The 20,818-nt window shown below is 71.6% G+C and carries 20 protein-coding genes and 1 pseudogene; 9 read left to right on the forward strand and 12 right to left on the reverse strand.

What is annotated here, in order from left to right; genetic code table 11:
• Positions 1-196: 196 nt before the first annotated feature.
• Positions 197-1,315 carry an ROK family protein gene (locus tag ACZ4FH_RS09045; protein ID WP_467303402.1) on the reverse strand — a complete coding sequence of 373 codons (1,119 nt, stop codon included), beginning with the start codon at positions 1,313-1,315 and terminating at the stop codon, positions 197-199.
• 56 nt (positions 1,316-1,371) lie between these two features.
• Here ACZ4FH_RS09045 and ACZ4FH_RS09050 point away from each other — a divergent pair, with 56 nt between their 5' ends.
• Together ACZ4FH_RS09050 and ACZ4FH_RS09055 are read left to right on the forward strand one after the other, a co-directional pair.
• Complete coding sequence (locus tag ACZ4FH_RS09050) at positions 1,372-2,517, forward strand: Gfo/Idh/MocA family oxidoreductase (protein WP_467303404.1); 1,146 nt, start codon at positions 1,372-1,374, stop codon at positions 2,515-2,517.
• Positions 2,514-2,993 carry a heme-degrading domain-containing protein gene (locus ACZ4FH_RS09055; RefSeq protein ID WP_467303405.1) on the forward strand — a complete coding sequence of 160 codons (480 nt, stop codon included), beginning with the start codon at positions 2,514-2,516 and terminating at the stop codon, positions 2,991-2,993. Before ACZ4FH_RS09050 ends, ACZ4FH_RS09055 begins: the two co-directional genes overlap by 4 nt.
• 52 nt (positions 2,994-3,045) lie before the next feature.
• Here the strand turns inward: ACZ4FH_RS09055 and ACZ4FH_RS09060 are convergent, their stop codons facing one another.
• From ACZ4FH_RS09060 to ACZ4FH_RS09075, 4 genes are all read right to left on the reverse strand, one after another.
• Positions 3,046-3,906, reverse strand: coding sequence for a fumarylacetoacetate hydrolase family protein (locus ACZ4FH_RS09060; RefSeq protein ID WP_383640624.1), 861 nt, complete (start codon positions 3,904-3,906; stop codon positions 3,046-3,048).
• A 134-nt stretch (positions 3,907-4,040) separates the two neighbouring features.
• Entirely contained in the window at positions 4,041-4,811 is a 771-nt protein-coding gene (locus ACZ4FH_RS09065; protein ID WP_467303406.1) for a YidC/Oxa1 family membrane protein insertase, read from the reverse strand.
• Positions 4,812-4,957: 146 nt separating this feature from the next.
• On the reverse strand, positions 4,958-5,299 hold the full coding sequence (locus tag ACZ4FH_RS09070; protein WP_383640629.1) for a DUF6412 domain-containing protein: 342 nt from the start codon (positions 5,297-5,299) through the stop codon (positions 4,958-4,960).
• Positions 5,300-5,364: 65 nt separating this feature from the next.
• On the reverse strand, positions 5,365-5,895 hold the full coding sequence (locus ACZ4FH_RS09075; RefSeq protein ID WP_467303408.1) for a winged helix-turn-helix transcriptional regulator: 531 nt from the start codon (positions 5,893-5,895) through the stop codon (positions 5,365-5,367).
• Between the two features lie 235 nt (positions 5,896-6,130).
• Between ACZ4FH_RS09075 and ACZ4FH_RS09080 the strand changes: the two genes are divergently transcribed.
• Positions 6,131-7,540 (forward strand): MFS transporter, encoded by a 1,410-nt coding sequence (locus tag ACZ4FH_RS09080; RefSeq protein WP_467303410.1) that lies wholly within the window; start codon positions 6,131-6,133, stop codon positions 7,538-7,540.
• 32 nt (positions 7,541-7,572) lie between these two features.
• Here the strand turns inward: ACZ4FH_RS09080 and ACZ4FH_RS09085 are convergent, their stop codons facing one another.
• From ACZ4FH_RS09085 to ACZ4FH_RS09095, 3 genes are all read right to left on the reverse strand, one after another.
• On the reverse strand, positions 7,573-9,084 hold the full coding sequence (locus ACZ4FH_RS09085; protein ID WP_467303412.1) for a sodium:solute symporter family protein: 1,512 nt from the start codon (positions 9,082-9,084) through the stop codon (positions 7,573-7,575).
• Complete coding sequence (locus tag ACZ4FH_RS09090) at positions 9,081-9,239, reverse strand: DUF3311 domain-containing protein (RefSeq protein ID WP_359082505.1); 159 nt, start codon at positions 9,237-9,239, stop codon at positions 9,081-9,083. The genes ACZ4FH_RS09085 and ACZ4FH_RS09090 overlap by 4 nt, the downstream gene beginning before the upstream one ends.
• Positions 9,240-9,307: 68 nt before the next feature.
• The gene (locus ACZ4FH_RS09095) at positions 9,308-10,072 is read right to left on the reverse strand and encodes a class E sortase (RefSeq protein WP_467303413.1); all 765 of its coding nucleotides are present in this window, start codon (positions 10,070-10,072) and stop codon (positions 9,308-9,310) included.
• A gap of 371 nt (positions 10,073-10,443) precedes the next feature.
• Here ACZ4FH_RS09095 and ACZ4FH_RS09100 point away from each other — a divergent pair, with 371 nt between their 5' ends.
• From ACZ4FH_RS09100 to ACZ4FH_RS09110, 3 genes are all read left to right on the forward strand, one after another.
• Positions 10,444-11,445, forward strand: coding sequence for an SEC-C domain-containing protein (locus ACZ4FH_RS09100; protein ID WP_467303414.1), 1,002 nt, complete (start codon positions 10,444-10,446; stop codon positions 11,443-11,445).
• A 171-nt stretch (positions 11,446-11,616) separates the two neighbouring features.
• Positions 11,617-12,156: a GNAT family N-acetyltransferase gene (locus ACZ4FH_RS09105; RefSeq protein WP_467303416.1), complete on the forward strand. Its 540-nt coding sequence runs from the start codon at positions 11,617-11,619 to the stop codon at positions 12,154-12,156.
• A gap of 38 nt (positions 12,157-12,194) precedes the next feature.
• Positions 12,195-12,611, forward strand: a complete 417-nt coding sequence (locus tag ACZ4FH_RS09110; RefSeq protein ID WP_467303417.1) for a hypothetical protein — start codon at positions 12,195-12,197, stop codon at positions 12,609-12,611.
• Between the two features lie 48 nt (positions 12,612-12,659).
• Here the strand turns inward: ACZ4FH_RS09110 and ACZ4FH_RS09115 are convergent.
• A pseudogene (locus ACZ4FH_RS09115) lies at positions 12,660-12,992 on the reverse strand (nuclear transport factor 2 family protein); the annotation flags it as partial.
• A gap of 388 nt (positions 12,993-13,380) precedes the next feature.
• Between ACZ4FH_RS09115 and ACZ4FH_RS09120 the strand changes: the two are divergent.
• Both ACZ4FH_RS09120 and ACZ4FH_RS09125 read left to right on the forward strand, forming a co-directional pair.
• Entirely contained in the window at positions 13,381-14,073 is a 693-nt protein-coding gene (locus ACZ4FH_RS09120; RefSeq protein ID WP_467303419.1) for a hypothetical protein, read from the forward strand.
• 83 nt (positions 14,074-14,156) lie between these two features.
• The gene (locus ACZ4FH_RS09125; protein WP_467303420.1) at positions 14,157-17,300 is read left to right on the forward strand and encodes a DEAD/DEAH box helicase; all 3,144 of its coding nucleotides are present in this window, start codon (positions 14,157-14,159) and stop codon (positions 17,298-17,300) included.
• An 86-nt stretch (positions 17,301-17,386) separates the two neighbouring features.
• Here ACZ4FH_RS09125 and ACZ4FH_RS09130 read toward each other — a convergent pair whose 3' ends face one another.
• Positions 17,387-18,139, reverse strand: coding sequence for an XRE family transcriptional regulator (locus tag ACZ4FH_RS09130; protein WP_467303421.1), 753 nt, complete (start codon positions 18,137-18,139; stop codon positions 17,387-17,389).
• 392 nt (positions 18,140-18,531) lie between these two features.
• On the opposite strand from ACZ4FH_RS09130, the gene ACZ4FH_RS09135 reads away from it, so the two are divergent.
• Positions 18,532-18,789 (forward strand): hypothetical protein, encoded by a 258-nt coding sequence (locus tag ACZ4FH_RS09135; protein WP_467303423.1) that lies wholly within the window; start codon positions 18,532-18,534, stop codon positions 18,787-18,789.
• 70 nt (positions 18,790-18,859) lie between these two features.
• Here ACZ4FH_RS09135 and ACZ4FH_RS09140 read toward each other — a convergent pair whose 3' ends face one another.
• Both ACZ4FH_RS09140 and ACZ4FH_RS09145 read right to left on the reverse strand, forming a co-directional pair.
• Positions 18,860-19,222 (reverse strand): hypothetical protein, encoded by a 363-nt coding sequence (locus ACZ4FH_RS09140; RefSeq protein ID WP_467303425.1) that lies wholly within the window; start codon positions 19,220-19,222, stop codon positions 18,860-18,862.
• Positions 19,223-19,430: 208 nt separating this feature from the next.
• Entirely contained in the window at positions 19,431-20,804 is a 1,374-nt protein-coding gene (locus ACZ4FH_RS09145) for a hypothetical protein (protein ID WP_467303427.1), read from the reverse strand.
• Positions 20,805-20,818: the final 14 nt, after the last annotated feature.

Raw genomic sequence — 20,818 nt, forward strand, 5'->3', positions numbered from 1 at the left:
CGACGCTGCCACAGCGCCCGCGTCCCGCCCCGTCCGACATGCCGCCGGGTCCCCCGGCCGGCGGCGGCGGACCGCCCGTTCGGACCGGCCCGGGGCCGCTCCCCCGGGCCGGTGGCCGGGCCGGGCCCCGCGCGGAGGGTCGGCTTCCCCCCAGAGGGGCTGCTCCCGCCAGGAGGGGCTGCTCCCGCCGGAGGGGCTACTCCCCCTCCGTACGCCCGTAGTCCCCCGCCACCCTCCCGAACAGCGGTGCCAGGACGAGTTGGGCGGCTCCCTCGGCGACCGGGCGGTCGCCCCCGGTGGTGGTGGCGACCGGGACCGGGACGCCGAGGGCCCCGTCGCGGCGGGCCCGTTCGTCGAGCACGGCGCGGACGCCCCGGACGTACGCCTCGGGGTCGGCGGCGACCAGCCGGCCGCCCAGCACCACGCGTCCGATGTCGAGGAGTCCGACGAGGTTGGCGGCGCCGGTGCCGAGGACCCGGGCGGCCTCCGTCACGTCCCCCCGGGCGACCGCCGCCAGGCAGAGGGCCTCGATGCAGCCGCGTCCGCCGCAGCCGCACGGGGGTCCGTCCAGTTGCACGGTCTGGTGCCCGAACTCCCCCGCCCCGGTCCGCGCGCCCCGGTGGACCTCTCCGCCGATGACCAGTCCGGCGCCGAGGCCGGTGCCCAGGTGGAGGTAGGCGAAGTCGGCCGGTTCCGGTATCTGGAGGGCGAGGCCGAGGGCGGCGGCGTTGGTGTCCTTGTCGATGACGACGGGCAGGGCGGTGCGTGCGGCGAGGGCGTCGCGGAGCGGATAGCCGTCCCACTGCGGGAAGCCGGTGACGCGGTGCAGGACGCCGCCGCGGTGGTCAAGGGGCCCCGGCACGGCGGCGCCGAGACCGAGCACGGGACGGGTGCCGTCGCCCCGGACCGCGTCGACCGCGCCGGCGGCGGCCGTGACGACCTCGCCGGGCGGGGCGCCGAGGTCGAGCGGGGCCGTACGGCTCGCGACCACGGTGCCCGCGAGGTCGGCCAGCACGGCGGTGAGTCCGTCGCGGTCCAGGTGCAGCCCCACCGCGTGCCCGGCCTCGGGCACCAGGCGCAGCACGGTGCGCGGCTTGCCGCCGGTGGAGGCGCGGCGGCCGGCCTCGGCGGCCAGGCCCTCGGCGCGCAGCCGGGCGGTGATCTTGCTGACGGCCTGCGGGGTGAGGCCGGTGCGCGCGGCCAGGCCGAGCCTGCTGATGCCGCGCTCGCCCGCCGTACGCAGCAGATCGAGCACGAGCGCCGTGTTGTGGCTGCGCAGCGCCGGGAGGTTCGCTCCGCTGTTGCTCCTGTTCACCGCCCCATTGTCTCCCGCGCTTGCACTTAGGCAACAGCGTTGCCAAAGTGGGGTGCATGACTGCCCACACGACTCCCGGGACCTCCGGCGCGCCCCGGCCCCCCTTGCGCGTCGGACTCGTCGGCTACGGCCTGGCGGGTTCCGTCTTCCACGCCCCGCTGATCGCCGCGACCGACGGCCTCGTCCTGGACACGGTCGTCACGTCGAACGAGGAGCGCCGGGAGCAGGCCCGCGCCGAGTTCCCCGGGGTGCGGTTCGCCGCCTCGCCGGACGAGCTGTGGCAGCGGGCGGACGCGCTCGACCTGGTCGTGATCGCCTCGCCGAACAAGACGCACGTCCCGCTGGCCACGGCCGCGCTGGAGGCCGGGCTGCCGGTGGTCGTGGACAAGCCGGTGGCGGGCACCGCGGCCGAGGCGCGTGCGCTGGCGGCGCTGGCCGAGGAGCGCGGGCTGCTGCTGTCGGTGTTCCAGAACCGCCGCTGGGACAACGACTTCCTGACCCTGCGCGCCCTGGTCGAGGAGGGCCGGCTGGGCGAGGTGCGGCGCTTCGAGTCCCGCTTCGAGCGCTGGCGCCCGCAGCCGAAGGGCGGCTGGCGCGAGTCGGGCGACCCGGCGGAGATCGGCGGGCTGCTCTACGACCTGGGCAGCCACGTCGTCGACCAGGCGCTCGTCCTGTTCGGGCCGGTGGTGCGGGTGTACGCGGAGGCCGATGTGCGGCGGCCCGGCGCGGCGGCCGACGACGACACCTTCCTCGCGCTCACCCACGCGGGCGGGGTCCGCTCGCATCTGTACGTCAGCGCCACGACGCCGCAGCTCGGTCCGCGCTTCCGGGTGCTCGGCTCGGACGCCGGGTACGTGAAGTACGGCCTCGATCCGCAGGAGGCCGCCCTGCGCGAGGGGGCCCGCCCGGGGGCCGGCGGCCCGTGGGGTGTGGAGGACGAGGAGCTGTGGGGCCGGCTGGGCGCGGGCGAGTCCCCGCTCACGGGCGGCGGCGACCCGGTCGCCACGCTGCCGGGCGACTATCCGGCGTACTACGCGGCCGTCGCCCGCGCCCTGCGCGAGGGCGGCGCGCCTCCCGTGACCGGATGGCAGGCCGCCGCGACCCTGGACGTCCTGGAGGCCGCGCGCCGCTCGGCCCGCGAGGGCGTCACGGTCACCCTGCCCGCGGCCCCCGCCGCCGGCTCCGGGGAGCTGCCCGTATGAGCCACACCGCTCCGACCATCTCCGAGCTGATCGCCCAGGAGCGCCGGCTGACGCTGCCGCGCTTCGGGTACGACGACGCGTACGCGCTCGGCGGCCTGCTCGTCGCGCTCGCCCGGGAGCGGCACGCGCCGGTCGCGATCGACATCCGGCGCGGGGCGCAGCAGCTGTTCCACGCCGCGCTGCCCGGGTCGAGCGCGGACAACGACGCGTGGATCGACCGCAAGCGCCGGGTCGTCGAGCGGTACGGCGAGAGTTCGTACCTGGTAGGGACGCGGTTCCGGGCCAAGGGGACGACGTTCGACGAGGCCTCGCGGCTGGACCCGGACCTCTACGCCGCGCACGGCGGCTCGTTCCCCCTCGCGGTCGAGGGCGCGGGGGTCATCGGCTCGGTGACGGTCTCGGGGCTGCCGCAGGCGGAGGACCACGCGCTGGTGGTCGAGGCGCTGGAGCAGTTCGCGACGCGGATCGGCCGCTGACGGATCGCGGGGGTGGCTTCCGACGTCCCCACGGAAGCCACCCCTCCGATCTTTACGCGTCCTTCAGCTCCTGGCGCTGCCGTCCGAGTCCGGCGATCTCCAGCTCCACGACGTCACCGGCCCGCAGATACGGCTTGGGGTCGGGCCGGCCCATGGCCACCCCGGCCGGGGTGCCGGTGTTGATGACGTCGCCCGGGTAGAGCGTCATGAAGTGGCTGAGGTAGCGCACGACCTCGCCGACCGGGAAGATCTGGTCGGCCGTCGTGCCGTTCTGCTTCAGCTCGCCGTTGACCCAGAGCCGCAGCTCCAGGGCCTGCGGGTCGGGCACCTCGTCGGCGGTCACCAGCCACGGCCCGAGCGGGTTGAACGTCTCGCAGTTCTTGCCCTTGTCCCAGGTGCCGCCGCGCTCGATCTGGAAGGCGCGCTCGGAGACGTCGTGCGCCACCGCGTACCCGGCGACATGGGCCAGGCCCTCCTCCGCGGAGTCCAGATAGCGGGCGGTGCGCCCGATGACGACGGCGAGCTCGACCTCCCAGTCGGTCTTCTCGCTGCCGCGCGGCACGAGGACGGTGTCCTCGGGTCCGACGACGGTGTCCGGCGCCTTGAAGAAGAGGATCGGCTCCTGCGGGATCTGCGCGCCGGTCTCCGTGGCGTGGTCGTGGTAGTTCAGCCCGATGCACACGATCTTGCCGATCCGGCCGAGCGGCGGGCCCACCCGCAGCCCCTCGGCGTCGAGCGCGGGCAGCCCGCCGGGCGCGTCCGCGGCGGCCCGCACCCGGGCCAGCGCGTCCGCGTCGCCGAGCAGCGCGCCGTCGATGTCGGGGACGACTCCCGACAGGTCACGCAGGGTTCCGTCGCCGTCCAGCAGCGCCGGTCGTTCCGCGCCGGCCGTACCCACACGAAGCAGCTTCAACGGTCTTACTCCCCTTGGTCGAGTCGGGCCCGTCGGATGGGTGGCGGCCATCGCAGGCTTGTCCGATCCTCCAAGACATCCGATCACTCCGCAAGACCCTGTTCACACACTGGACCGGCGGGCCGTGGCGGGCGTCAGGCGGTGGTGGCGACGGCGGGCTCCGCGGCGGACTGGTCGCGGTAGAGGAAGGCCCGCTCGACGGCAGTCCAGGTGGTGCTGGTGACCACGTACAGCGCGGCGGCCAGCGGGACGAAGGCGACGGTGAAGAGGGTGAAGAAGGACATCAGCGGCATGACCTTGGTCATCGCGCCCATGCCGGGGACGGGCTGTCCGTCGGGACCGGTGGCGGGGGTGACGGGGTTGGCCGCCATCTGCCGCTTGGTGCGCCCGTAGTTGAACGTGGCGACGGCGGCGACGACCACGAAGAGTCCGACGTAGACGAGGCCCTGGGTGCCGAACAGCCCGCCGTCCGCGACCGCGTCGCGCCAGCGCTCGCCGAGCGGGGCGCCGAAGAGCTGGTGGCCGAGGAGTTCGTTGGCGTCGCCGCCGATCCGGGAGCTGGAGAAGAGGTGGTAGAGCAGGAAGAAGGCGGGCATCTGGAGGAGGCTCGGCAGGCAGCCGGAGAGCGGCGAGACCTTCTCCTCGCGGTGCAGTTCCATGAGCGCCTTCTGCATCCGCTCGGGGTTCTTGGCGTGCTTCTTGCGCAGGGCGGCGATCTGCGGCTGGAGCCGGCGCTGCGCCTTCTGGCCGCGGGCGGCGGCGCGGGACAGGGGGTGCACGGCGAGGCGGACGAGCGCGGTGAACAGGACGATCGCGGCGGCCGTGGAGGCGTTCTGGAACAGCGGGTGGAGCAGATCGGCGAGCGCGCCGACCAGGCTCGCGAAGGCGGACATGAAAGCGGACATGGGTGAGCCCTCCGGGGGTCTCGTCGTGCCGGGAAGAGAACTGCTGGCGTCGGCATGACGGGTCCGCGCGGGGCCTCCGCGTACGGCACGGGGCGCTGTGCGCCCACCGAACAGGGGAGGGGGAGAGGGAAGAGCGGTCGTGGTCCCTACGCGGCCGTCAGGAGGGCACGGCCGGGGGCTCGGGGTCGTCGGCGCCCCTTGGCGTCGGGATCGCGCTGCGGCAGGAACGCGGTGCGTTTCTCGCGGTCGCGGATGGCGGTGCGGACCCGGGTGCGGGGCACGGGGGCGGCACAGCGGGCGCTGATGACCGAGCAGGCGACGAGCGCGGTGCCGGCGGCCGCGGTGGCGGCGAGGGCCACGGCGGCGGAGAGGCTGCCGCCCTCGGCGAGCAGGACCTCGGTGAGGAAGAAGAGCAGGATTCCGGCGGGGCGCAGCACCCGGGCGAGGGCTCCGCGCAGGCGGTTGCGGTCGCGGTGGCGTGTCTCCACGGCCCTCCCCCTTCCGCTCTGCTGCCGCCGCGCGCGGGGCGCGGCGCTTCTCACCCGTTCACCCGTTATACACGATCGGCCTCGATGGGCCGCAGGAGCCGGCGGGGGGTGAGAAAGACGCGGTCGACCGGGTTGTCGGTCTCCGTGTCGAGCCCTTCGCCGGGCCGCATCTCGGTCTCCTCGGGCGGTACGGGCACGGAGCAGGCCGGGCAGACGCCGTACGCGTCGACCTCCGTGCCGCACTCCGCGTGGACGAACAGGCGCATCGGCAGGGTGCCGGCGAGGTGGTCGAGGCCCCAGCTGCTGAGGGCGCGGACGACGGGCCAGAGGGCCTTGCCGCTCTCGGTGAGGACGTACTCCTCGCGCGGCGGCGCCTGCTGGTAGAGGCGCTTCTCCAGGACCCCGGCCTCGGTGAGGGTCTGGAGGCGGGTGGCGAGGACGGCGCGCGGGATGCCGAGGTGGACGAGGAAGTCGTTGTAGCGGCGCACGCCGTAGAGGGCGTCGCGGACCACCAGGAGGGTCCAGCGCTCGCCGACCACCTCCAGCGCGCGGGCCATGGAGCACTGCTGGTTCACGTAGTCCTTGCCGAGGGCCATGGGCCCACTGTACCCACCATGGGTTCGGTGACCGAACTTTGCATGGCCCCGGGTTCGCCACCGAGCTTCACGTGGTCGCGGGTTCGGTGACCGAACTTTACCGAGACATGGATTCGGTGAACGAACCGACCGTGCTAGCGTCAGCAACGCCCAGCGAGTTCAATCACCGAACTCATCGATGCACCGGGCGGTGCCGGATGCCCTCCGCACCCCCGGCGACCCCGGGAGCGATGCCGTGCCCCAGCCCGTACGCCCCAGACCCCGCACCGCCGCCCCGGCGGCCGTCCCGCCGCCCGCGCCCCCGGCCCGCCGCCCCGGCGCGACGCTCGCGATCACCTCGGCGGCCACCGCCGTGGCGCTGATGAACTACACCGCCCCCATGGCCACCCTGCCCGGGGTCTCCGCCGCCCTGGCCACCCCGCCCTCCGGCCAGGCCTGGCTGCTGAACGGGGCGCCGCTCGGCCTCGCCGTGGTCCTGCTCGTCGCGGGCAGCCTCGCCGACGACTACGGGCGGCGCCGGCTCTTCCTCGCCGGCACGCTCGCCCTCGGCCTCACCTCGGGGCTCGGCGTCCTGGCCCACGACACCCTCACCTTCACCCTGGCCCGGGTCGCGCAGGGAGCGGCGAGCGCCGCGATCCTGGCCACGAGCCTGGGGCTGCTCGTCGGCGCGTTCCCGGCCGGGCACGAGCGGATCAGGGCGACGGGGGTCTGGGGCGCGTTCGTCAGCGCCGGGATCGCGCTCGGCCCGCTGCTGGCCGGGTGGCTGGGGCCGGTCGACTGGCGGCTGCCGTACGCCGTACTGGGCCTGGCCGCCCTGGCGGCGGCGGCCGTCGCCGCCCGGGTCCTCGACGAATCCCGCTCCCCGCGCGGCGGCCGGCCCGATCTGGCGGGCGCGGCGGTGCTGGGCACGTCGATGACGGCGCTGCTGACCGCGCTGACGCTCGGCCGCGACGGCTGGGCGCGCCCGTCCGTGGTCCTGCCGCTGCTGGCCTCGTTCGCGCTGGTTCCGGTCTTCCTCGCGGTGGAGCGGCGGGCGGCGGCCCCGCTGATCGACCCGGCCCTGCTGCGCGGCCGTCCGTTCCTGGCCTCGGCGGCCGGCGGACTGTTCACGGGGCTCTCGGTGATCGGCCTGTTCAGCTATCTGCCGACGCTGCTCCAGCGGTCCCTGGGGGTGTCGTCGCTCGGCTCGGCGTGGCTGCTGCTGATCTGGTCGGGCTCGGCGTTCGCCGTGGCGCTCCAGGCCCGCCGGCTGACGGGCCGGGTGGCCGCCCGCCGCCAGGCCGCCGCCGGATTCGTGCTGCACGCGGCCGGGGCCCTGGCCCTGCTGGGCACCCTGGACCCGGGCGGGCGCCTGGGCGCGGAGGAGTGGCTGCGGCTGCTCCCGGCCCTGGTGGTCTCCGGAGCGGGCAGCGGCCTGCTGAACGCCGCGCTCCCCCGGCTGGCCATCGAGTCGGTGCCGCAGGAGCGGGCGGCGATGGGTTCGGGCGCGAACAACACCGCCCGCTACATCGGTTCCTCGGCGGGCGTCGCGGTGACCATCGCCGTCGCCACGACCGGCTGGGGCACGGACGGCGCGCTGCTGCTGTCGGTGGGGCTGGCCGTGGTGGCGACGGTGGCCCTGCGGCTGCTGCGCGAACGGGGATGAGGGCGGGGCCCGTACGGACCCCGTGCCTCACCTCACCCCGCCGTGCCGGCCGCCGCCGGCCCGGCCACCGGTTCCAGCTCGTCGCGGGCCAGCACCTCGTCGTCGGGGCGGTCGTCCCGGTCGTGCGGACCGGCGTAGGTGACGGCGAGGGCCACGGCCAGATTCGCCCCGAGCGCGACGATGCCGGCGTTCACACCCCACACCGGATCGTTCTCCGTGAACACGAACCCGCAGACCACCCCGACCCCCACGACCAGCCCGCTCAGCGCCCCGGCCAGGGTCAGCCGCCGCCACATCAGCCCCAGCAGCACCATCGGGAGCAGCTGCGCCATCCCCTCGTACGAGATCAGCGAGAGCCGGACGAGGGTGTTGGGGGCGGTGTACGTGAGGAGCAGGGCGAGACCGCCCGCGATCACGACGACCAGTTGGGCGGCGCCCTTCTGGCGGCGCTCCCACCGGGGCACGAGCGAGAGGACGCTGCGCCCCCACATCGTGCCGATGACCAGCATGAACACGGCCATGGGCACGATGGAGGAGAGCGCGGCGGCCACCCCGATGACCCCGACGGACCAGGCGGGCAGGGAGTCCACGACGAGCTTGAACAGGGCGAGGTTGGACTCCGCGCCGACGAGCCCCGGCACGACGAACAGCGCCGCCATGCCGAGCAGCATCGGGACGAAGAGCAGGACGTTGTAAGCGGGGAGCCACATGGCGTTGCGGCGCAGGACGTCGGCGTTCCTCGCCCCGAGGTAGCCCGCGACGGTGGTCGGGAAGATCACGACGGTGAGGGAGTTGAGGAACGACGTGGTGATGAACCAGGCCTGTCCGAGGCCGCTGTCCCCGTGCCCCGGGAAGGTCAGCCACTCGCTCTTCTCGGTGACGAGCCGGTCCAGGAAGGGTCCGTACCCGTCGAAGTAGTGCACGGGCACATAGATCGCGAGGAAGCCGAGCGTGACGATGACCAGCAGGTCCTTGAGCACGGAGACCCAGGCGCTGCCCCGCAGCCCGCTGACGACGACGAAGCCGGTGGTGACGGCGAAGGCGATGAAGTAGGCCCAGTTCAGGCTGATCGCGCCGTAGGAGATCGTCGAGACGACGACGCCCATGCCGGTGATCTGGAGCTGGATGTACGGCAGCAGGAACACGGTCGCGAGCACGGCGGTGAGCGCGCCCAGCCAGGGCCGCCCGAAGCGGTGCGCCACCATGTCGGTGATCCCGACGAGGCCGTGCCTGTGCGCGTACGCCCAGAGCATCGGCCCGACGACGTAGCCGACGGCGTACCCGCAGGACATGTACGCGACGACGTACAGAACGGGCGCCCCGTAGTTGTAGCCCCAGCCCGCGGCGCCGAGGTAACTGAAGCTGGTGTAGCCCTCACCGGCCATGAGCACCCAGATGAACACGGTCCCCAGGCTCCGCCCGCCCACCGACCACTCGGCGAGCCCGCCCCCGCCCCCGCGCCGGCCCCGCACGGCGAGCAGGCCGAGCGCCACGGTGGCGACCATGAAGACCCCGAAGACGGAGGTCGCGACGGCGGCGTTCACCGGCGGTCCCCCCGCCGGGTCAGCCACACGGCGACGGGGGTGAGGAGCGTCGCCCCGAGCAGCCAGAAGAACAGGAACGGCAGCCCGAGCACGACGGGCTCGACCCGGTTCACGAAGGGCAGCGCCCCCAGGTAGAGGACATAGGGGACCAGCAACCACAGCAACTGCGGACGTCGTCTGAGCACGTCGCGGAAGCTTACGGCCTCGTCCTCGTCCGGCGCCGTCAGCGCTCCCGCGCCCCCGTCAGCTTCCCCCACACCACCAGCCGGTACCGCGAGGTGAACTCCGGCGTGCAGGTGGTGAGCGTCACGTACGAGCCGGCGGTGCGGTAGCCCGTGTACGGCTTGATGTTGCTGCGCGGCACGGCCGCGATGACCCCGCCGTCGCCGGGCTGGGTGCGGGCGAGGGTCTTGTCGACGGTGTACGTGTACACGGCGTCGCGGGTCTCGACGGTGATCCGGTCGCCGACGCGGAGCCGGTTGATGTAACGGAAGGGCTCGCCATGGGTGTTGCGGTGTCCGGCAAGCGCGAAGTTCCCGGCGGCCCCCGGCTGCGCGGTGCGCGGGTAGTGGCCGACGTACCCCTTGTCCAGGACGCCGTGCTTGCTGATGCCCTGCGCGACGGGGGCGGTCAGCCCGATGCGCGGAATGCGGATGACGGCGTACGCCTGGGAGGCGCGGGGCGGGGACGCGGCGGTCCGGCGCGCCCGGCCGCCGCCGTCCCCGGCCCCGTCGCCGGCGTCGTCCGTTACGGCGGGGTCGTCGTCGGCGGGCTCGGCCGGGTCCGGGCCGGCGGGCGGCTCCCCGTCGTCCCAGTCCCGTTGGAGGGCGTCCACGGTGTGCGCGGCCTCGGCACGGGCCTGCCGGTTGGTCCACCACAGCTGATGCGCGACGAGGAGCAGCAGGACGACGCCGAGGGTCATGACGAGTTCGGCCCCCGTCCACAGCCCGCGCGCGGCCAGCCGCCGCCCGCGAGGGTCCCGCTGCACGACGACGGGAATCCGCCCGCGCCGACGTTGCCGTTCCGGCACCCGTTGCCGATCCCGATCCCGGCCTCGTTGCCGGTCCCGATCTCGGTCTCGTTGCCGGTCCCGGCCCCGGAGCCGCTCCCGTTCCCGTTCCCGTTCCCGCACCAACTCCCGCATCCGCATCAGCCCGCGCACGGCCGCACGATAGGCCCGGCCCCGGCAAGTCACCAGACCCACGACGCAGCCGGCCCCCCTCCCGCGCAGGGGAGGAGGACGACACCCCCGCCCTTCTCCTCCCCCCACGCCCCCACGCCCCCGTCCGCGCCGCGGCGCCGATCCCCCAGCGGGAACAAGCCTCCGCCTCACGGAGATACGGCAGTACGGTGTGGGACATGCGCCCCGACACGCCTGCCGACCACACCACCGAAGCCGAGCGCCTGCTGCGCACCGCGGCGCAGTATCCCGAGGACCACGAACCTCTGCTGCTCCAGGCCGCCGCCCATCTGGAACTCGCCGGGGAGCGCGTCCGGGCGACCGCACTCTACGACACCCTGCTCGACCACCCCGGCACGGAGCACCCGTATCTGGTGAAGGCGCTCAACGCGGCCAACCTGTGGGAGTACGGCCACGAGGCGGAGGCCAGGGCCATCATCGACGGGATCCGGACGGCGGCACCCCGGGAGGCCGCGCCGTGGGAGATCGCGGCGGAGACCCTGGAGGCGCACGACGAGCTGGAAGCCGCCCACGACTTCTTCTCCGCCGCGCTGACGCTGCTCATCGCCCCCGGCGAGGAGGTCCCGTACGCCACGCAGTCGCTGCTCACGGGCCGCCACCGCGTCCGCAGGCTGATGGGCGCCGCCCATGACGCCTGGGACGAGCTGGCGGACGCCCTCCACACGGCCGCCGTCCCCCTGGACGAACTCCACGACCCCAAGCGGCTCTGGGCCCTCGGCTCCTCGGACCCGGCCGAACTGCGCGCCGAGATCACCCGCCTCCGCGCCGAACTCGGCACCTACCGCACGGCGTTGTCCCGCCCGTTCCCCGTGGCCGTACTCCACTGGCCGGAGCCGGAACTGCGCGAACTCCTGGCCGCGTACCCGGGCCTGGCCACGGAGTACCCCTCCCACGCCGACCACCTCGCCCGCCTCGAAGCGGCCCTCCGCGACCTCCACGCCACCGGCACCCCGAACCTCGGCATCGTCACCGGCACCGTCCCCTCCTACGAGGCCTTCGCCGCCTCCGAGGCCGCCTCCCCCGCCGACCCCGACCTCCTCCCCCAGTACGCCACCACCCTCGCCGCCCGCGGCCGCGCCCTCCCCTGGCCCCCGCCCCGCTCCGCCCCGTGCTGGTGCGGCGCGGACCGGACGTACCGGGAGTGCCACGGGGCGGGATGACGGGGCGGGACGGGGGCGGCGGGACGGGGCGGGACGGGGGCGGCGGGACGGGGCGGGGCGGAGGCGGCGGGACCGCGCATCCCTCACCAGCGGATATCCGGCACCACCGGACATCCGGCACCACCGGATATCCGGTACCGCCGGAACCGCCCCGCGCGTACCCTCCCGCCCATGCCCGAGCCCCAGCCCTTGCCCAAGCCCGCCCCGCCCGCCGCCCCGCGCGCCCGTCTGGAACGCCTGCGTCCGGACCACGCCCCGGCCCTCCTCGCCTTCGAACGCGAGAACCGCGCCTTCTTCGCGGCCTCGGTGCCCGACCGGGGCGACGACTACTTCGCGGAGTTCGGGGCCCGCCTCGACTCCCTGCTGGCCGAACAGTCCGCCGGCGTCTGCCACTTCCACGTCCTCGTCTCGGCGGACACCGACGAGATCCTGGGCCGCTTCAACATCGTCGACGTCACCGACGGCACGGCGGACCTCGGCTTCCGCCTCGCCGAGAAGGCCACGGGCCAGGGCCTGGCCACCACCGCCGTCCACGACCTCCTCACCCTCTGCACCACCACCTACGCCCTCACCTCCCTCCACGCCGCGGCCGCCGTCACCAACACCGCCTCCCGCGCCGTCCTGACCCGCACGGGCTTCGTCCCGACGGGCGAGGAAGTGATGCTGAGCGGGAAGCGGGGGCTGGTGTTCGTGCGGGATCTGGCTGCCTGACGAGGGCTGGACCAGGCAGCGCGGTGATCACGCAAGGGGTGACCACCGTGACGCACTGCGAGAAGTGCGGCCGTCCCCTCACGCTGGAGCTCGGCAAGTACATCGAGCGCGGCCGGGTGCGGTGGAGCATCACCGGCCAGTGCACCGGCTGCCCCCACGCATGGTGCGAGCAGGGCGTGGCCGGACCCACCGCCACCAGAATCCGCGACGCCCTCCTGACCGAGCACGGCCCGGTGCGTCTCCGCCTGACGAACCCCGAACCGAACCTCGTAGCCGTCCTGCGGACCCTGCGCGACGCGCTCCACCTCCCCCTGCCCGAGGCAAGGGCCCGAGCAACGACCCTCCGTGAGGCGGGCCTCGTCGGCACACGGGTGGAGATGGAGTTCCTGGCCGAGGCACTGCGCCGACGATCGATCGCCACCAGGGTGGAAGCCTCACCCGTCACCCCTGGCTGACCCGGTTCCGGCCCGCCCTACGGGTGCACCCCGCGTACGTCCCCTCGGCTACTCCCCAGCCGGACGCAGCACCCCGAAGTCACCCCGCCCGATCCGCATGTCGAAGGCCCGGTGCGTGAGCCGCCAACCCGACTCCGTCCGTACCCACCTGTCCTCGTACTCCCCCATGCACTCGAAAAACGAGCCCCGCATACTCCCGGCCCCTTCGTGATGGACCCGGGCGAGACTGAAGCTCCGGGCACGGGGGCCCTCGACGACCACCCGCGTATTGCCGAGCAGGTGCTGCGTCGGCCCGCACCCCCCGAGGTGCCCCTTCACCACGTCCACGATCGCCTCGACGCCCTGCCTCCCGTACCCCGTCGCATCCGCGGTGAACGTCTCCCGAACCGTGTCTCAGTCCCGCCCGTCCAACGCCGCCTGCAACCGATGCAACCGATCGAGCACCGCCCCACGTGCCCGTACCTCGTCCTCCACCGCCTCCTCTCTCCTCTCCCTCTCCTCCAACTCCCGCACCCTGCGCTCCAGCCGAACCATCCGCTCCTCAAGCCCACTCACCACGTCCCCTCCCCTTCCGGCCGTAGGTCCTCTCCCGTGTCCCTTGTGTAGCGGGGACGCGGAGCCGTCGTCTGCGCCGGTCCCGGCCAGCGGGCGGGCAGGCGCGACTTGCCGGGGACGACACGTGCGGGAGCCCGAATTGACCGGACTCCGTCCCGTTGCCCCCAAGACACGGCCCGTTGCACTGTGAGACCCGATTGCATCGGGAGGGCACGTGGACGACCCGCAGTGGGAACAACGGCGCGTCTCAACCAGCGGCAGAACGCTGCGATGGCCGAGGGCCTTACTGGTCTTCGCACTCATCAACCTGACCTGGGAAATCATCAAGGCCAATCTGAACGAGGAACCCCTCAAGTCCTGGCCTTGGCGTCTCACCGTGCTGGACGCCTCAACATGCGCGGCCGTAGTGGCCCTGCTGGCCGGCATCATCGTGACGCGAACCCAGCTTTCCCAAACCATGCAGCCCGTACTGAGCTGGTCTGGATTCAAAGGCCACAGCAACAAGGTCAGCCATTCACAGCGGACCGTCACCCTGGCCAACGCCGGCGGAGGACGGGCCGTCATCCGTTCCGTCGCCTACCGCATTCAAGCGTCCCCGGCATACGCGGACAGCGCCGCCATTCCCTCAGGCTGGGTGTCCTGGGACAACGCCATCACGGCCATGGACTCACTGGGACTCATCTGGGAGGACGACTACTTCATCCATCACCTCGGCCCAGGTGGGGCCGTTCCGATGACCAGCACCGTCCGTGACGGTGTAGAACTGCTGGCCCTCAACCCCAGATCGTTCGAAAGACTCACCGCCTTTGACATACGCGTCCAAGTACGGGATGCCCTGGGCGACGTCTACGAACGAGATCTTCAGTGTGTAAGGCCTTCAGCAGCGGACCGAATCAGGCGCCGTTGACAGAGAGGGCAGGCCCATGTGGCTGTGTCAGTGGTCCTTGATACAACTGCTGACGTACGCAGCGTGATGAGGGGGACTCGACCATGGCCAGTCATGCAGCAGCGGAATCGGCACCAGTTGCGGGACTGTACGAGACGCTGATCACGCGCCGCCTTGAAGAGCGCGTGAAGCAGTTGAACACCGCGGGGTGGCGCGCCATCGACGCAACCGTAGGCGCCGAGTCTGCACCGCACGTGCTGTCCCGCCACATCGCGACCGTCGTGCGCCACATACTGCAAGGCCTGAAGCCTGCGGAGCAGGTCATCGCCGCGAACCACATCCTTGCCTCTCTCAGCACCCTAGAAGGCGCAGCCGAGTGGGTCGACCTGGTCGTCGACGGCCCGCGGCAGCTGCTCGCCGTCGCCAAGCAGGAGGCACCGGGCGTCTACGCAGTACGGCCGGGCACTCCGCTCTCCGACACGGCCCTCATCACCAACGCGCCCGAGGACCCCAGCCTGGGCTTCGAACTGCGCGCCGAGCTGGCTACGGCGGACCGTGTGGACCTGCTCTGCGCGTTCGTGAAGTGGCACGGGCTGCGTGTACTTGAACAGTCTCTGGTCGCCGCCCGGGAGCGCAACGTTCCGATCAGGGTTCTGACCACGACGTACATCGGTGCCACGGAGCGCCGCGCACTCGATCGGCTGGTGCGCGAGTTCGGTGCCGAGGTGAAGGTCAACTACGAGCTCCGCTCGACGCGGCTCCATGCCAAGGCGTGGCTTTTCCGTCGGGAGAGCGGTTTCGACACCGCGTACGTCGGCAGCTCCAACCTTTCCAAGGCGGCCCTCCTGGACGGCCTGGAGTGGAACGTGCGGCTGTCGTCCGTGGCCACGCCCGCGGTGCTGCGCAAATTCGAGGCGACCTTCGATTCGTACTGGGGCGATCGCTCCTTCGAACCGTACGACCCCGATGCCGACGCACAGCGATTGGACGAAGCCCTCGCCCACGCCGGCGGCCCCCAGGGCGGCCAGGGCCGCAACGTCATCACGCTCTCCGGTCTGGAAGTCCGGCCCTACCCGCACCAGCGCGACATGCTGGAGCGCCTTGAAGTCGAACGCACCGTGCACGGCAGAAATCACAACCTTCTGGTGGCCGCCACGGGCACGGGGAAGACCGTGATGGCTGCGCTGGACTACAAGCACCTGCGGCAGAAGTACGGCCGAGACCTCCGACTCCTCTTCGTGGCCCACCGCAAGGAGATTCTGGAGCAGTCGCTGCGCGTCTATCAGAACGTGCTGGTCGACGCGAACTTCGGTGAGCTCTGCCTCGGAGGTGAGGTGCCCGAGGACTGGAACCACGTGTTCGCGAGTGTTCAGTCACTCAACGCTCGCACTCTGGAAGACCTGGCTCCCGATCACTTCGATGTGATCGTGATCGACGAGTTCCATCACGGCACATCACCGACGTACCGTCGGATCGTCGACCACTTCACGCCTAAGGAACTGCTCGGCCTCACCGCCACCCCCGAGAGGATGGACGGCCGCAATATCCAGGACGAGTTCTTCGGTGGCCGCATCGCTGCCGAGATGCGGCTCTGGGAGGCACTGGAGAACGAGCTACTGAGCCCGTTCCACTACTTCGGCATCACGGATAACACCGACATGACCGCCGTTACGTGGCGGCGGGGAGCCTACGACGCGACAGCGCTGAGCAATCTCTTCACGGGGAACGAGGCTCGGGCGAGGCTCGTCGTCAAGGCCGTACGGGACAAGGTCACCGACCCCGGATCGATGAAGGCGCTGGGGTTCTGCGTGTCCGTGGCGCACGCCCGCTTCATGGCCGAGTACTTCCGGCGGGCTGGATTGAACGCCGTCGCGCTGTCCGGCGAGACTCCGCGCCATGAGCGACAGGAAGCGCTCGATCAGCTCAAGCTGGGCAAAATCCAGGTCATCTTCTCCGTCGACCTGTTCAACGAGGGTCTCGACATCCCCGATGTCGACACGCTGCTTCTCCTGCGGCCGACCTCCAGTGCCACAGTGTTCCTTCAGCAGCTGGGACGCGGCCTGCGCCGCACCGAGGACAAGGCTGTTCTGACCGTCCTGGACTTCATCGGTCAGCACCGCAAGGAGTTCCGATTCGAGGACCAGTTCCGCGCCCTGACCAATCTGACGCGGAATCGCCTCCTCGACGCCGTTGAGGACGAGTTCCCCCAGCTTCCCTCCGGCTGCCAGATCATCCTTGAGACGAAGGCCAAGGACCTGATCCTCGCCAACATCCGCAATCAGCTCAGCGTCAACGTCACCCAACTCGCCCGCGAGGTGGCGACCTACGCACAACCCCGGCTCGCCGACTACCTCCGCGAGAGCGGTCGAGAGATCAAGGAGCTCTACCGCGGCAACGGCAACTCCTGGACGGGGCTCCTCCGCCGCGCCAAGCTCCTCGACCCGACGGGCCCCGAGGGGGAAGACGCACTCCTCAGGCGCGTCTCCGCGTTCCTGACCGTCGATGACCCGGCGCGCGTATCGATGTACACCAAGCTCCTGGAGGATGACGCCCCCGCGTACGAGGAACTGACCTCCATGGAGCAGGCCTACGCACGCATGTTGTTCTTCAGCCTGTGGCCCTTGGGCGGTGACTTCGCCGGCTACCAGCACGGGTTCGACACCCTGCGCGGCCACGAGGCCTTCCGTAGCGAACTCCGCCAAGTACTGGCCCACGCCCTCAGCCTCACCGACCACCTCCCCATTCCGCTGTCCGGCGCACACGCAGGACTCCCTCTGTCCGTCCATGCCTCGTACAGCCGCGAGGAAATCCTCCCCGCCCTGGGCGAGTCGGTGGTCGGTGGCTTCATGCCCGGCCACTTCCGCGAAGGGGTGAGGTGGTGCCCGGGCAGTCAGATCGATGCCCTCTTCATCACCCTGGAGAAGGATGAGAGGGATTTCTCGCCCGAAACCCGGTACAAGGACTACGCACTGAGCGAGTTCGACTTCCACTGGGAATCACAGAACCGCACCTCGGACACGTCCGGCACGGGCATGCGCTACCAGACTCACAAGAAGCTCGGCACGCATGTTCTCCTCTTCGTCCGGCGCTACAAGAAGACCGACATCGCGGGTCCACAGCCGTGGATGCTGCTGGGCTTCGCCGAATACGTGAAGCATGAGGGAAGCAAGCCCATGGGGATCACGTGGAAGCTCCAGGAGGAGATGCCCGCCGACGTACTGGCCTACTCGGCGATCACTGCCGGGTAGTCACGGCCTCCTGATCCGGCGGCCGTGACTCGCAACTCCTGGTCAGCCCCGGTGGTGTCCACAAGGCGCGATTGAGCGGGGGCGAGTCAGGAGCCATGGGCTTCTGCTGGCTTCGGCACCTCCACACCTCGGCTCCACAGCTCGTCCGCGTGCTCCGCGAAGCGGTCGAACATTCCGCCGTCGCCCTGGCGCCGGAGGTGGAGGAGCGGCGAGTCGTGTCCGACGAGTCGGGCGAGATGAGGGGTGACGAGCGCCTGTTGGTCGAAGCGGAACACGGACAGCGACACGTGGTTGACGGCGTCCTCGCTGTTGCTGAAGCGCACCTCCGCATGACCGGCGGTTCGCAGGTGTTCCAGATGCTCCAAAGAGATCCGGATGCGTGTGGAGACGGTCAGTGCGACATCCTCCACCAGCTCGCGCTGCCGGGTCACCTCGCCATCAGGGTCTCCCAGAAGAACCCGGACACGGCATCCGGCCTCGGCCTTCCGGTGGAGGGTCTGCACGAAGGCGGGCTGCTCAAGCCAGAAGAAGTAGTTCGTGTACCCGGCCAGAAAGATCTGTTCCGTCGCTCCGTCGACCAGAGCACCCCACACGGTCGACGGACACGCAGAACGGTAAGGGTAGGCCTGTACGAGCTCCCGGTCGTGGCCCGACTTCACCCGATCCTGCACTGCCTTCGGCCAGATCATCTGTTCATCCACCTTCAGCGCCTGACAAGCATCAGCACGGTTCCTTGCGTGCGGGACCAACTCGCCGTCGGCAAGCCACCGTTCCACCGTCTTCGGCGCCACGCCGATCCGGGCAGCAAGCTTGCGCGGCGACAACCGGGCCTCCGACATAGCCGATCGTAGTGCGGCGTTCAAGACTTCCCCCAGCGACGTTTGGGCCTTTTCTGGACCGTAGCCCCGAGAGGGCCAACTGTCCCCGCGTTTGGTGGAGATACGTCCTGAAGGGGTGGCGATCCTCGCCCCATGAGCGATCCACATCACGAACCGAACCGCCGCCCCTCCGGCTCCCCCTCTTTCGACCCGCTTCCACCACCGGAACCCGTAACAGGCTGCGACACCTGCTCCAGCCTGGCCGAGCAGCGCCGCACGGCCCGATCCTCGGGGGACTACTCGCGCGCTACCGACGCCTCCGTGAACATCCGCCGACACCCACACCACGCCCCTGGAGCTCCCTGATGATCTCTATGGACGCTCCTCAATGGCACGAGAACTACGCTGTCGCCGTGACCGCAAGCGAGGGGCTGAAGGCGGCTCTTGCCGCCCTGGGCATCCCGGAGCGCGGCTACCGCGGCATCCGCCCGGCGATGACCTCGGCGGGAAGGCCGTACGTGTACCTCGGCATCCTGCACGCACGAACGGTTGAAGCGGTCATTTCGGCGTTGCCGCCCGCACTCGCTGACAGAGCGGCCGGTGCCGAACCGTGGGCGGTGACGGAGACGGAGTCATTGACCGGACCGTCTTCGATGACCGGAACGCCATAAGAAACACAGGTCACTTGAAGGGAGTCGAGAGTGTCAGGCTGATCTGCACAGTGCGAGCGGCACCCGTCACTCACAGCTCCTTCTCGATGGCCTCGAAGATGTCCGCGTCCGTCTCCTGCTGCCAGGACGGCAGGTCCGGCCAGTCGGCCACGTAGCCCGGTTTCGGGTCCTCGAAGTGCCTGAACATCTGGGCCGTCCAGCAGGTGGCGACGAAGCGGCTCTTCTGCTCGCGGGAGAGCCGCTTCGTCGTGCCGCCGCTGATCTCGACGAAGTGCCGGACCTGCTCGTAGACAGAGCCCGCGGCCTCGCGCTCCCACTGCGGGGTGTCGTCCCACGGCGTGATGTAGCCGGCCTTCGGCTGGCCCGGGAAGTGGCGGTGAACTCCTGCGATCCAGGATTCCCGGAACAGTCGTGCGCCTTCGGTCTGCGACATGTTCTCTCTCTTCACTCGGTGCCCACCACCAGTACGAACGGGCAGGCCGGGTGTCGCGCACCGATGCGTGGCGAGACCTTGGCAAGGTGCGGTTCAGACCGGCTTACGGTCAGCCGATACGGCAGCAACTGCGGCGTCGACCCTACCGTGCGGCCCCGAGCCGCCACAGAGGGTGAGGTGAGACCGTCAATGACCTCTGGCGAGCCCCTCACCCCACCGACCGCACCCCCACCAACTCCCCGCCCTCCGCGTACACCAGCCGGTCGCCCGTCAGGAGGAACGGGGGGCCGCTCGACGGGAGGTGCCAGGTGATCGTGTTGTCGATGTCGAGGGCCAGGATCTGGCCGTGGCGGCCGGTGCCGGGGAGGTACCAGAGGCCGTCCTGGAGGACCTGGGCGTCGGGGGTGAGGTTCCGGGGGCGGGGGTGCTGGCCCTTGGAGAGGGCGGGGTTCAGGGGGCGGTAGGTGCCGTCGGGGCGGTGGGCGACGATGTCGGGGCGGTGGGCGACGGGGTATTCGCCGGGGTTGAGGCGGGTGCGGAAGGTGCCGTGGTAGTCGTCACCGATGAGGGCGCCGGCGGCATCGGGCAGGACGAGGTCGGAGGACACGAGCAGGGGGATCGAGGGGTCGTAGCGGCAGCCGTCGCGGAGGGGGGCCTGGGGCTGGTTCCAGGTGAAGGTGCGCTGCCAGACCGGGGCGGGTGCCGGGGAGTCGGAGTCGTACGCGGCGACTCGGGCCCGGCAGTCGGGGGCGTGGGGGACGGTGGTCACGATGACGCGGTAGAGGGTGCGGATCACCTGGCCGATGTCGCCCGGGGGGAGGCGCAGGGGCCGGGAGAGGGGTTGCTGCTCCTCGCCCGCAGGGAACGTCATGAGGTGGCCGTCCGCGACGAGTACGAGCGGGTCGCAGGACTCGTTGACCTCGGGGGGCGAAGAGGGGAACGAGCGGCCGCAGGGCTCCGCGAAGACGGCCGGCCCGTGGGGGTGCCGGGTCCACAGGACCTTGCCGGTGAGCCCGTCCCATGAGGTGAGGGTGCAGAGGTCGCCGGGCAGGCAGGTGGCGGCGATGGCCTGGTACCGGGTGCCGGGTGAGGACGTGACCCTGATCAGGCGCAGCGTTCCGGCGGGGCGCCGCGGGGGCCGCGCGGTCAGCCGGGTGAAGACGCCGGTGGCCGGGTCGATCGTCCCCAGGCTCGGGAACCGTCCGTGCTCGGCCGCGCCGACCAGCGTCAGCGTGCCGTACGGCGGCGCGGAGGTCGCGTGCGGCCCGCCCGGCCGGCCGGTCAGCGCGAACGCGTCCGGCAGCGTCGTGCGCCACAGCACCTTCCCCTCCTCGTCGATCCGCGCCACCGCCGTGCCCTGCCCGATGACCCCCAGCTTCCGGTCCACCAGCGACCAGCCGCCCGTACCGTCCGTCGGCACCGGCAACGGGACCCGGAAGGCCTCCTCCACGCCCCGTACGGCGCTGACATGCGGCGGCGGGGGTCCGAAACAGCCGGTCAGGAGCAGCGGAAGGAGGGAGAGAAGGAGGAGGAGTGCGAGCCGGCCGCCCCCGCGCGAACCCCCGCGCCCGGCTCCGCGCACGCCTCCGCCTCCAC

This window comes from Streptomyces sp. NPDC024555 (assembly GCF_055559335.1).

Excerpts from the sequence above, each read along its gene's own strand:
- ACZ4FH_RS09050 (WP_467303404.1), top strand. The coding sequence starts at position 1,372 with ATGACTGCCCACACGACTCCCGGGACCTCCGGCGCGCCCCGGCCCCCC.
- ACZ4FH_RS09055 (WP_467303405.1), top strand. The coding sequence starts at position 2,514 with ATGAGCCACACCGCTCCGACCATCTCCGAGCTGATCGCCCAGGAGCGC.
- ACZ4FH_RS09065 (WP_467303406.1), bottom strand. The coding sequence starts at position 4,811 with ATGTCCGCTTTCATGTCCGCCTTCGCGAGCCTGGTCGGCGCGCTCGCC.
- ACZ4FH_RS09075 (WP_467303408.1), bottom strand. The coding sequence starts at position 5,895 with ATGGCCCTCGGCAAGGACTACGTGAACCAGCAGTGCTCCATGGCCCGC.
- ACZ4FH_RS09100 (WP_467303414.1), top strand. The coding sequence starts at position 10,444 with ATGCGCCCCGACACGCCTGCCGACCACACCACCGAAGCCGAGCGCCTG.
- ACZ4FH_RS09105 (WP_467303416.1), top strand. The coding sequence starts at position 11,617 with ATGCCCGAGCCCCAGCCCTTGCCCAAGCCCGCCCCGCCCGCCGCCCCG.
- ACZ4FH_RS09125 (WP_467303420.1), top strand. The coding sequence starts at position 14,157 with ATGGCCAGTCATGCAGCAGCGGAATCGGCACCAGTTGCGGGACTGTAC.
- ACZ4FH_RS09130 (WP_467303421.1), bottom strand. The coding sequence starts at position 18,139 with ATGTCGGAGGCCCGGTTGTCGCCGCGCAAGCTTGCTGCCCGGATCGGC.
- ACZ4FH_RS09140 (WP_467303425.1), bottom strand. The coding sequence starts at position 19,222 with ATGTCGCAGACCGAAGGCGCACGACTGTTCCGGGAATCCTGGATCGCA.